The 11,929-nt window shown below is 75.2% G+C and carries 3 protein-coding genes; all 3 read left to right on the top strand.

Features of this window, described 5'->3' with window-relative positions:
* Positions 1 to 3,530, top strand: a 3,530-nt coding sequence (locus D5H75_RS40400; protein ID WP_119931931.1) for a non-ribosomal peptide synthetase, incomplete at its 5' end; no start/stop codon positions are given.
* Positions 3,527 to 8,008 carry an amino acid adenylation domain-containing protein gene (locus D5H75_RS40395; protein WP_242454798.1) on the top strand — a complete coding sequence of 1,494 codons (4,482 nt, stop codon included), beginning with the start codon at positions 3,527 to 3,529 and terminating at the stop codon, positions 8,006 to 8,008. The genes D5H75_RS40400 and D5H75_RS40395, both read left to right, overlap by 4 nt.
* 3 nt (positions 8,009 to 8,011) lie before the next feature.
* Positions 8,012 to 11,929: non-ribosomal peptide synthetase (locus D5H75_RS40390; RefSeq protein ID WP_119931929.1), on the top strand; the 3,918-nt coding region annotated here is incomplete at its 3' end.

The following is an 11,929-nucleotide window of genomic DNA, read 5'->3' as shown; positions in this document are numbered from 1 at the left end:
TGGCGCCGGCGCGGTCGATGGCGCGGCATCCGCTGTTCCAGGTCATGCTCGCCTTCCAGAACAACCCCCCGGCCGAGCTGGAGATGGACGGGTTCGGCGTCGCCGTCGAACCCCTCACCGCCGGGACCGCCAAGTTCGACCTCCAGTTCACCCTCCAGGACGCCCCGGACGGCGGGCTGGCCGGAACCGTCGAGTACGCCGCCGACCTGTTCGACGCCGCGACCGCCCGCGCGATCGGCGAGCGCTTCGAGCGGCTGCTGCGCGCGGTCGCCGCCGACCCCTCCGTACGGCTGTCGCGCATCCCCGTCCTGGACCCCGCCGAACGCGACCTCGTCCTCACCCGCTGGGCCGGGGAGGGCGCGGAGCCGCCGCCCGCGACGATCGTCGCGCTGTTCGAGGAGCGGGCCGCCCGCACCCCGGACGCCGTGGCCGTGGTGGACGACGGCGCGGAGATGACGTACGCCCAGCTCAACGTGGAGGCCAACCGCCTGGCCCGGCACCTGCTGGCCTGCGGCGCGGGCCCGGAGCGGTTCGTCGCCCTGGCGCTGCCGCGCTCGGCGGATCTGGTGGTGGCGGTGCTGGCGGTGCTGAAGGCGGGGGCGGCGTACCTGCCGATCGACCCGGACTACCCGGCCGACCGCGTCGCGTACATGATCGACGACGCGAAGCCGGTGCTGACCGTCACGCCCGAGACCCTGGACGAGGCCGCCCTCGGCGCGTACACCGGCCAGAACCTCACCGCCGCCGACCGCCTGGTCCCCCTCTCGCCCGACCATCCGGCGTACGTCATCTACACCTCCGGCTCGACGGGCCGGCCGAAGGGTGTCGTGGTCCCGCACCGGAACGTCGTGCGCCTGCTCCGCTCCACCGAACCCTGGTTCGCCTTCGGCCCCGGCGACACGTGGACGTTGTTCCACTCCTACGCGTTCGATTTCTCGGTGTGGGAGTTGTGGGGGGCGTTGTTGTACGGCGGGCGGTTGGTGGTGGTGCCGTTCGGGGTGTCGCGGTCGCCGGGTGAGTTCTTGGAGTTGCTGGTCCGGGAGCGGGTGACGGTGCTGAATCAGACGCCGTCGGCGTTCTATGGGTTGGTGGGGGCGGATCGGGAGGATCCGGGGCTGGGGGCGCGGCTGGGCCTGCGTTTTGTGATCTTCGGTGGTGAGGCGCTGGAGCCGGCGCGGCTGGGTGATTGGTATTCGCGTCATGCGGATGACGCGCCGGTGCTGGTGAACATGTACGGGATCACCGAGACGACGGTGCATGTGTCGTATGTGGCGTTGGACGAGGTGACGGCCGCTTCCGGTCGGGGGAGTCTGATCGGGGCGGGTATTCCGGACCTGCGGGTGTACGTCCTGGACGAGGCGTTGTGCCCGGTCCCGCCCGGGGTGGTCGGGGAGTTGTATGTGGCGGGGGCGGGGCTGGCGCGGGGGTATCTGAATCGTCCGGGGTTGACGGCGGAGCGGTTCGTGGCGTGTCCGTTCCTGCCGGGGGAGCGGATGTATCGGACCGGGGATCTGGGCCGGTGGCGGGCCGATGGCCGGTTGGAGTATGTGGGCCGGGCGGATCTGCAGGTGCAGTTGCGGGGGTTCCGGATCGAGCCGGGTGAGGTCGAGGCGGTCCTGTCCCGGCACGAGCGGGTCGCGGATGCGGCGGTGGTCGTGCGGGACGACCGGTTGATCGCCTACGTCGTCGGTGACGCTGATCCGGCGGGCTTGCGGGCGTTCGCGGGGGAGTGGTTGCCGGATTACATGGTCCCGGCCGCGGTGGTGCCGTTGGAGGCGTTGCCGTTGACGGTGAACGGCAAGCTCGACCGCCGCGCTCTGCCGGCGCCGGACTTCTCCGCCGCCGTGACCGACCGGGGACCGGACACGGAGCGGGAGGCGGTCCTCGCCACCCTCTTCGCCGAGGTGCTCGGCCTGGAGCGCGTCGGTGTCGAGGACGGGTTCTTCGACCTGGGCGGCGACTCGATCATCGCCATCCAACTGGTCTCCCGCGCCCGCCAGGCCGGGCTGATCATCACGCCGAAGGACGTCTTCACCCACCAGACCGTCGAGGCCCTGGCCACCGTCGCGCAGGAGTCGCGCGAACTGCCGGCCGAGGAGGCGGGCGCGGGTGTGGGCGAGGTGCCGCTGACCCCGGTCATGCACTGGCTCCGCGACCTGGGCGGCCCGATCCGGACCTTCAGCCAGAGCCTCCTCCTCCAGGTCCCCCCGGACCTGACCGCCGACGCCCTCACCGGCGCCCTCCAGACGGTGCTGGACCATCACGACCTGTTGCGCGCCCGGCTGGGCCCGGGCTGGGCGCTGGAGGTCCGCCCACCTGGCGCGGTCGAGGCCGCGGGGCTGGTCCGCCGGGTCGAGGTCGGGGACGGTGACCTGGAGGCGCTGATCGCCGAGCAGTCGGCGGCGGCCCGGGACCGCCTCGATCCCGAGGCCGGGGTGATGCTCCAGCTCGTGTGGTTCGACGCCGGACCTGACACCTCCGGGCGGCTCCTGGCCGTGGCCCACCACCTCGCCGTGGACGGGGTGTCCTGGCGGATCCTGCTGCCCGACCTGGTGGCGGCCCTCCACGGCGCGGCCCCCGGACCGGTCCCCACCTCGTTCCGGACGTGGGCCAGGCGGCTGGCCGAGGAGGCCGCATCTCCCGAGCGCGCCGCCGAGCTGGACCACTGGGCCGAGACCCTGCGCGACGCCCCGCCGCTGCCCGCCGCACGGCCCCGCGATCCGGGGACGGACACGTTCGGCACCCAGCGGAGCGTGACGCTGAGCCTGCCCGCCGAGGTCACGCGGCCGCTGCTGGGCGAGGTGCCGGCCCGGTTCCACGGGCGGGTCAACGACGTCCTGCTCGCCGCCCTGGCCGCCGCCGTCACGCACTGGTCCGGGGAGTCCGGCGTCCTCGTGGACCTGGAGGGGCACGGCCGCGAGGACGTCTTCCCCGGCCTGGACGTCTCCCGGACGGTCGGCTGGTTCACCACGATCGCCCCGGTACGGCTCGACGCCGGGCCGTTCGACTGGGACGACCTGCGCGCCGGAGGGCCCTCGGCCGCCGACGTGATCAAGCGCGTGAAGGAGCAGCTCAGGGCCGTCCCCGGCAACGGTCTCGGGTACGGCCTGCTGCGGCACCTCAACGCGGAGACCCGGGACCGGCTGGCCGCCCATCCCGCCCCCGAACTCGCCTTCAACTACCTGGGCCGCGCCGAGGCCGGGCAGGGCGACTGGTCCCCGGCGCCGGAGTTCGGGGCTATCGCGCCGGGGCAGGACCCCGCGCTGCCCGCGCCGCACAGCCTGGAGGTCAACGTCGTCACCCGCGACCTCGCCGGCGGGCCCGAACTGTCCGCGACCTGGTCCTGGCCGGGCGGGCTGTTCGCCGAGGAGCGGGTGCGGGAGCTGGCCGGGCACTGGTTCGCGGCGCTGCGCGGGCTGGCCGCGCACGGCGGCGGCGCGTTCACGCCCTCGGACCTGATCGTGGAGCTGAGCCAGGACGAGATCGACGAGCTCGCGGCCGAGCTCGACGCGGAATGGAGCGACGAGTGACCCAGCCCCAGTCCCAGCTTGAGGACATCCTGCCGCTGTCGCCGCTGCAGCAGGGCCTGTTCTTCCACGCGATCTTCGAGCTGGGCGCGGGGACCGACGTCTACACCGCGCAGCTCGTGCTGGACCTCGACGGCCCGCTCGACGCGGCCGCGCTCCGGGCCGCCGCCGCGACGCTGCTCCGCAGGCACGCCAACCTGCGCGCCTCGTTCCGGCAGCGCAAGCAGGGCGACCCGGTCCAGGTGATCCACCGCCGGGTGGACCTGCCCTGGCACGAGGCCGACGCCGCCGACGAGGCCGAGGCCGCCCGGCTCGTGCGCGCCGAACGCGTGCGCCGGTTCGACATGGCCAGGGCCCCGCTGCTGCGGTTCCTGCTGGTCCGGCTGGGCCCGGAGCGGCATCGGCTGGTCTTCACGAACCATCACATCCTGCTCGACGGCTGGTCCACGCCGCTGCTGGCGACCGAGCTGTTCACGCTGTACCTGCGCGACGGCGACGACGCCGGGCTGCCGCGCGTGACGCCGTACAAGAACTACCTGGCCTGGCTCAAGCGGCAGGACCGCGAGGCGGCGCACACGGCGTGGCGGGAGGCGCTGGCCGGGATCGAGGAGCCCACGCTGGTCGCGCCGCGGGTCGCCGGGCTGCCACCGGTGCTGCCGGGACGCGTGGTCGCGCGGCTGGACGCCGAGCGGACCGCCGCGCTCACGGCGCTGGCCCGGCGGCGCGGGCTGACGCTGAACACGCTGGTGCAGGCCGCGTGGGGGCTGCTGCTGGCGCATCTGACCGGGCGTGGCGACGTGGTGTTCGGCGCGACCGTGTCGGGCCGGCCCCCGGAGCTGCCCGGGGTCGAGAACATGATCGGCCTGTTCATCAACACGCTGCCGGTGCGGCTGCGGCTGGACCCCGCCGAGACCCTGGGCGACCTGCTCACCCGGCTCCAGCGCGAACAGGCCGAGCTGATGCCGCACCACCACCTGGCGCTGGCGGAGATCCACAAGGTGGCCGGAACGGGGCTGCTCTTCGACACCATGATCCTGCTGGAGAACTACCCCCTGGACCCGGCCGACCTGTCGGCCGAGGCGGGCGGGCTGCGCCTGACGGGGGTGGACGGCGACGACTCCACGCACTACCCGCTGACGCTGTACGCCGTCCCGGGGGAGCGGCTGCTGCTGCGGCTCGACCACCGCCCCGACGTCTTCCCCCAGGCGGAGGCGGAGCGGATCCTCGACCGGCTGACCGGGCTGCTCGGCGCCCTGCTGGACCGGCCGCAGACCCTGGTCGGGCGGCTCGACCCGCTCGCGGGCGAGGAGCGGCGGCGCGTCCTGGACGACTGGAACGCCACCGCGCGAGCCGTACCGGAGACCACCCTCCCGCGGCTGTTCGAGGCGCGGGCCGCGCGGACGCCGGACGCCACCGCGCTGGTCTTCCGGGACGAGACCATGACGTACGGCGAGCTGAACGCGCGGGCGAACCGGCTGGCGCGGCACCTGCGGACGCTGGGCGCGGGCCCGGAGCGGGTGGTCGCGCTGGCGCTGCCGCGCTCGCTGGACCTGGTGGTCGCCATGTACGCCGTGGTGAAGTCGGGCGCGGCCTACCTGCCGATCGACCCGGACCACCCGCGCGAGCGCGTCGAGGCGATGCTCGACGACGCCCGCCCCGTCGCGGTGATCACCCCGGAGTGGCTGGCCGCCACCGACGTCTCCGGCTACGAGGCGACGGACCCGGGCGTACGGCTGTCGCCGGACAACCCCGCCTACGTGATCTACACCTCAGGCTCGACCGGCCGCCCCAAGGGGGTCGTGGTCTCCCACCGGGCGATCGCGAACCGGCAGGCGTGGATCCAGGGCGAGCAGCCGCTGACCCCCGCCGACCGCGTGGTCCAGAAGACCCCGGCCGGGTTCGACGTGTCGGTGCCCGAGTTCTTCTGGCCGCTCCAGGCCGGCGCGACCCTGGTCATCGCCGAGCCGGACGGCCACAAGGACCCGCGCTACCTGGCCCGGCTCATCCGGGAGCAGCGGGTCACGACCGCCGTGTTCGTGCCGTCGATGCTGGCCGCGTTCGTCGCCGAGCCCGAGGCCGCGCGCTGCCCGTCGCTGGAGCGGGTCTACAGCATCGGCGAGGCGCTGCCGGTGGAACTGGCCGACCAGGCGCGGCGCGTCCTCGGCGTCCCCGTGCGCAACCAGTACGGCCCGACCGAGGCCACCGTGGACGTGACGTACTGGGAGCACGTCCCGGGCACGGACGCGGTCACCGTCCCCATCGGCGTCCCCACCTGGAACGTGCGCGCGTACGTCCTGGACGCCTGCCTGCGGCCGGTGCCCCCCGGCGTGCCCGGGGAGCTGTACCTCGCCGGGGTCCAGCTCGCCCGCGGCTATCTGAACCGCCCCGGCCTCACCGCCGAGCGGTTCGTCGCCTGCCCCTACGGCGGGCCGGGCGAGCGGATGTACCGCACCGGCGACCTGGCCCGGTGGCGCGGGGACGGCGTGCTCGAATACCTGGGCCGGGTGGACTTCCAGGTCAAGCTGCGCGGCCACCGCGTCGAGCCGGGCGAGGTCGAGGCCGTCCTGGCCCGCCACCCGAGGGCCGGGCAGGTCGCCGTGACGGCGCGCGACGGCCGGCTCGTCGCCTACGTCACCGGCGACGCGGACCCCGCCGAGCTGCGCGAGGTCGCCGCGGCGGCGCTGCCGGAGCACATGGTCCCGGCCGCGTTCGTCCGCCTGCCGGAGTTCCCGCTGAGCGTGGCGGGCAAGCTCGACCGCAAGGCGCTGCCCGCCCCCGAGTTCGCCGCCTCCGCCGCCTCGCGCGAGCCGCGCGACGCGGAAGAGGAGGCCCTGTGCGCCGTGTTCGCCGAGGTCCTGGGGCTCGCCCGGGTCGGGATCGACGACCGCTTCATCGACCTGGGCGGCGACAGCATCCTGGCGATCCAGCTCGTCTCCCGGGCCGGCCGGGCCGGGCTGACGATCTCCCCGCGCGACGTGTTCCTGCACCAGACCGTCGAGGCGCTGGCCGCGGTCGCGCGCACGGCCCGCGCCCCCGAGCCCGAGGCCGCCGGGGCGGGGGTCGGGCCGGTCCCGCTCACGCCGATCATGCACTGGCTGCGGGAGCCGGGCGCCCCGGCGAGCGCGTTCGCCTCGTTCAGCCAGACGCTCGTGGCCGAGGCCCCGCCGGGGCTGGACCCGGCCGCGCTCACCCGCGCCCTGCGGACGGTCCTCGACCACCACGACGCGCTCCGCATGCGGCTGTCCCCGGACTGGGCCCTGGAGGTCCTGCCCCCCGGCGCGGTCGACGCCGCGTCCGCCGTACGGCGGGCCGCCCTCGGCGGGGACCCGGAGGCGAGCGTCGCCGAGGAGGCCCGGGCCGCCGCCGCCCGGCTGGACCCGGCGAGCGGGCGGCTGGCCGAGGTCGTCTGGCTGGAGGCCGGGGCCGGCGCCGGCGAACCGGACCGGGTGATCTTCTGCCTGCACCACCTGGCCGTGGACGCGGTGTCGTGGCGGATCCTGCTGGCGGACCTGGTGGCCGCGCTGGCCGGGGAACCGCTCGCCCCGGTCCCCGTGTCGCTCCGGACCTGGGCCGAGCACCTGGCCGCCGAGGCCCTGACGCCCAGGCGCGCGGCCGAGCTGGACGCCTGGATCGACCTGGTGGACGGCCCCGACAAGCCCCTCGGCGCGCGCCGCCTGGACCCGGCGGTCGACGTGCGCGCGACCCAGCGGGAGCTGACGCTGACGATCCCCCCGGAGACCGCCGGGCCGCTGATCGGCGAGGTCCCCGCCGCGTTCCACGCCACCGCCGAGGACGTGCTGCTGACCGGCCTGGCCGCCGCCGTCGCCCACTGGCGGAGGACGCGCGGCGGGCGGGGCACGTCGGTCCTGGTGAACCTGGAGGGCCACGGCCGGGGCGAGGCCCTGGACCTGTCGCGCACGGTCGGCTGGTTCACCTCCCTGCACCCGGTGCGGCTGGACGCGGGCCCGCTCGACTGGGCCCGGCTGACCGGGGGCGGGCCGGCGGCGGGCGAGGCGATCAAACGGGTCAAGGAGCAGCTCCGGAGCGTGCCCGGCGACGGCCTCGGCCACGGCCTGCTGCGGTACCTCAACCCCGCGACGGCCAAGGAGCTGGCCGAGCTGCCGGCGCCGCAGATCCTGTTCAACTACCTGGGCCGGGTCGCCCCGGAGGCGGGGGAGTGGCGGCTGTCCGCCGGGGCCGTGCCCGCCGGCGGCCCGTCGGCCGGGAGCATCCCGCTCGCGCACGTCATCGAGATCAACGCCACCGCCTACACCCGGGAGCGGGGACCCGAGCTGGCCGTGACCGTGCGGTGGGCGGGCGAACTGCTGACCGAGGACGAGGTGCGGGCGCTGACCGCCGCCTGGGTCCGCGCGCTCGAGGGCCTGACCAGGCACGAGGGCGGCGGGTTCACCCCGTCGGACCTGATGGTCGCGCTCCCGCAGGACGAGATCGACCGGCTCCAGGCCGCATGGAGGAAGTAGCCGATGGACTCCCAGCACACCGACGGCGAGAACGGCATCGAGGACATCCTGCCGCTCTCCTCGCTCCAGCAGGGGCTGTTCTTCCACGCGCTGTTCGACGAGCGCGACGTCTACACCTCCCAGCTCTCCCTCGACCTTGAGGGGCCGCTCGACGTCCCCGCGCTCCGGGCCGCCGCCGAGACCCTGCTGCGCCGCCACCCCAACCTGCGCGCGGCGTTCTGGCACGAGGACGTCAGCCAGCCCGTCCAGGTCATCCCCCGCGCGGTCGAACTCCCCTGGCGCGAGATCGACGCCGCCCCCGGGACCGACCCGCGCGAGCAGGCCGCCGCCGAGCGCGCCCGCCGCTTCGACCTGGCGCGCCCCCCGCTGATCCGGTTCACGCTGGTACGGCTCGCGCCCGACCGGCACCGGCTGCTCGTCACCAACCACCACATCCTCCTCGACGGCTGGTCGCTGCCGCTGCTGGCGACCGAGCTGTTCGCGCTCTACGCGCTCAAGGGCGACGACTCCGGGCTGCCGCCCGCCCCGCCGTACAAGGCGTATCTGGCCTGGCTGGCGCGGCAGGACCGGGACGCGGCCGAGGCGGCGTGGCGGGCCGCGCTGGCCGGGCTGGAGGAGCCCACGCTGCTCGCGCCGCGCGTGGCGGACCGGCCGCCGGTGCCGCCGGAGCGGCTGGACCTGCCGCTGGACACCCGCCTGATGTCCCGCGTGGCGCGGCTGGCGCGGCGGCACGGGGTCACGGTCAACACCGTGCTCCAGGTGGCCTGGGGCGTGCTGCTGTCCCGGCTGACCGGGCGCGACGACGTGGTGTTCGGCTCGGTCGTGTCCGGCCGCCCGCCCGAGCTGCCCGGCGTCGAGAACATGATCGGCCTGTTCATCAACACCGTCCCGGTCCGGGTGCGGCTCGCGCCCGGCGAGACGGTCGGCGAGCTGCTGGAGCGGGTCCAGGACGAGCAGGCCGACCTCATCCCGCACCACCACCTGGGCCTGGCCGACCTGCACCGGATCGGCGGGGACGGCGTCGCGTTCGACTCGATGATGGTGCTGGAGAACTACCCGCTCGACCCCTCCGGCATGGGCGTGTCCCTCGACGGGGTGCGGGTGACGGGCGCGGAGGGCTTCGACGCCACGCACTACCCCCTCGTCCTGGTCGTGATGCCCGGCGACCACCCCGTGCTCCGGCTGGACCACCGGCCCGACGTGTACACCCGCGACGAGGCCCTGGCCCTGGCCGACCGGCTGACCGGCCTGCTCGCGGCGTTCGCCGACGACCCGGGGCTCCCGGTCGCCCGCCTGGACGTGCTCGCCCCCGCCGAGCGCGCCCGCGTGCTGGAGGAGTGGAACGCCACCGCGTCCCACCGCCCGGTCGGCTCCCTGCCCGCGCTCTTCGAGGAGCGGGTACGGCTCGCGCCGGAGGCGCCCGCGGTGGTGGCGGACGGGGTGTCGCTGACGTACGGGGAGTTGAACGCGCGGGTGAACCGGCTGGCGCATCGGCTGATCGGGTTGGGGGTGGGGGCGGAGACGCCGGTCGCGGTGCTGATGGAGCGGTCGGTGGAGCAGGTGGTGGCGACGCTGGCGATCGTGAAGACCGGCGGTTGCTACGTGCCGATCCACCACAGCCACCCGCCCGAGCGCATGTCGTGGGTCATGGCCGACACGAAGGCCCCGGTGCTGCTCGTGGACGCGGCGATGTCCGGCCGGTGGTTCGCGCACGGGGCCGAGGTCGTGCTCGTCGGCGACGTGCCCGGCGAGGACCACGATCCGGCGGTCCCGATCCACCCGGACCAGACCGCGGCCGTGATGTACACCTCGGGCTCCACCGGCACGCCCAAGGGGGTCGTGCTCACCCATCGCGGCGTCGTGGACATGGTGTTCGACCCGCGCTGGGACCCGATCGCGCACGAGCGCACGCTGTTCCACTCGCCGCACGCGTTCGACGCCTCGACCTACGAGCTGTGGACGCCGCTGCTCACCGGCGGCTGCCTGGTCGTGGCGCCGCCCGGCACGCCCGACGTGGACGAGCTGGCCCGGGTGCTGCGCGAGCACCGGGTGACCGCCTCGATCGTGACCACGGCCCTGTTCAACCTGGTCGCCGAGGAGCGTCCCGAGGCGTTCGCCGGGCTGCGCGCGCTGGTCACCGGGGGCGACGCCGCCTCCCCGGCCGCCCTGGCGCGGGTCCGCGCGGCGTGCCCGGACACGGTGCTGATCAACGGGTACGGTCCCACCGAGACCACCACGTACGCCTCCTCCCGCGTGGTGACCGGCGCCGACCTGGAGCGCGGGCGGGTGCCGATCGGCGGGCCGATGGCCAACATGCGGGCGTACGTCCTGGACCGGAACCTGCGGCCGGTCCCCGCCGGGGTGCCGGGCGAGCTGTACGCCGCGGGGGCGGGGCTCGCGCGCGGCTACCTCGGTCGTCCGGGGCTGACGGCGGAGCGGTTCGTGGCGTGCCCGTTCGGCCCTCCCGGCGAGCGGATGTACCGCACCGGGGACCTGGCGCGGTGGCGCGAGGACGGGGCCCTGGAGTTCCTCGGCCGCGCCGACCACCAGGTCAAGATCCGCGGGTTCCGCATCGAGCCCGGCGAGGTCGAGGCCGCGATCGGGCGGCACGAGCGGGTCGCCCACGTCGTGGTGATCGTCCGCGAGGACCGGCCCGGCGACAGGCGCCTGGTGGCGTACGTCGTCGGCGACGTGGACCCGGCCGAGGTGCGGCGGTTCGCGGGCGAGTCGCTGCCGGAGTACATGGTGCCGTCGGCGGTGGTCGTGCTCGACGCGCTCCCGGCCACCCCGAACGGCAAGCTGGACCGCGACGCGCTGCCCGTCCCCGACGTCGCCGCGGAGGCCGGGCGCGCCCCCCGGACCGTGCAGGAGGAGATCCTTTGCGGCCTGTTCGCCGCCGCCCTCGGGGTGGAGCGGGTCGGCGTGGACGACTCGTTCTTCGAGCTGGGCGGCGACTCGATCATCGCGACCCGGCTGGTGTCGCGGGTGCGGTCGGCGTTCGGCGTCGAGCTGCCGGTGCGCGCGCTGTTCGAGGCCCCGACCGTCGCCGGGCTGGCCGCCCGGGTGGCCGAGGCCGCGGGCACCGCGCGGGCCGCGCTCGTGGCCCAGGACCGGGGCGAGGTCGTGCCGCTGTCGCACGCGCAGCGGCGGCTGTGGTTCCTGAACCGGTTCGACCCGGCGTCGCCGGTCTACAACGTGCCGATCGCGCTGCGGCTGCGCGGGGAACTGGACGCCGGGGCGCTGCGGGCCGCGCTCGCCGACGTGGCCGTACGGCACGAGCCCCTGCGGACGGTCTACCCGGAGGCGGACGGGTCGCCGCGGCAGCTCGTCCTGGACCCGGAGCGGGCGCGGCCCGTCCTCGACGTGCACCCGGCGACCGAGGCCGAGCTGCCCGGGCTGATCGCCGCGGCGTTCGCGCGCGGGTTCGATGTCACCGTGGAGCCGCCGCTGCGGGCCTCGCTGTTCGCGGTGGGGCCGGGTGAGCACGTGCTGCTGCTGGTCATGCACCACATCGCCTGCGACCGCTGGTCCCTCGGCGTGCTCGCCCGGGACCTGGTGACGGCGTACGCCGACCGGCTGGGCGGGCGCGAGCCGTCCTGGACGCCGCTGCCGACGCAGTACGCCGACTTCGCCGTGTGGCAGCGGGACCTGCTCGGGTCGGAGGACGACCCGGACAGCCTGATCAGCCGTCAGATCGCGTTCTGGAAGCGGGCCCTCGACGGGCTCCCGGAGGAGCTGCCGCTCCCCACTGACCGGCAGCGCCCGGCCGAGTCGTCCCACCGCGGCGGCGACGTGCACTTCGACGTGGACCCCGACCTGCACCGCGCCCTCGGGGCCCTGGCCCGAGACCACAGGGCCAGCGTGTTCATGGTGGTGCGGGCGGCGCTGGCGGCGTTGTTGTCGCGGTTGGGGGCGGGTCCG

This window comes from Bailinhaonella thermotolerans (genome assembly GCF_003594875.1).
GTDB lineage: Bacteria > Actinomycetota > Actinomycetes > Streptosporangiales > Streptosporangiaceae > Bailinhaonella > Bailinhaonella thermotolerans.
This window is presented reverse-complemented; position numbering and strand designations above follow the sequence as displayed.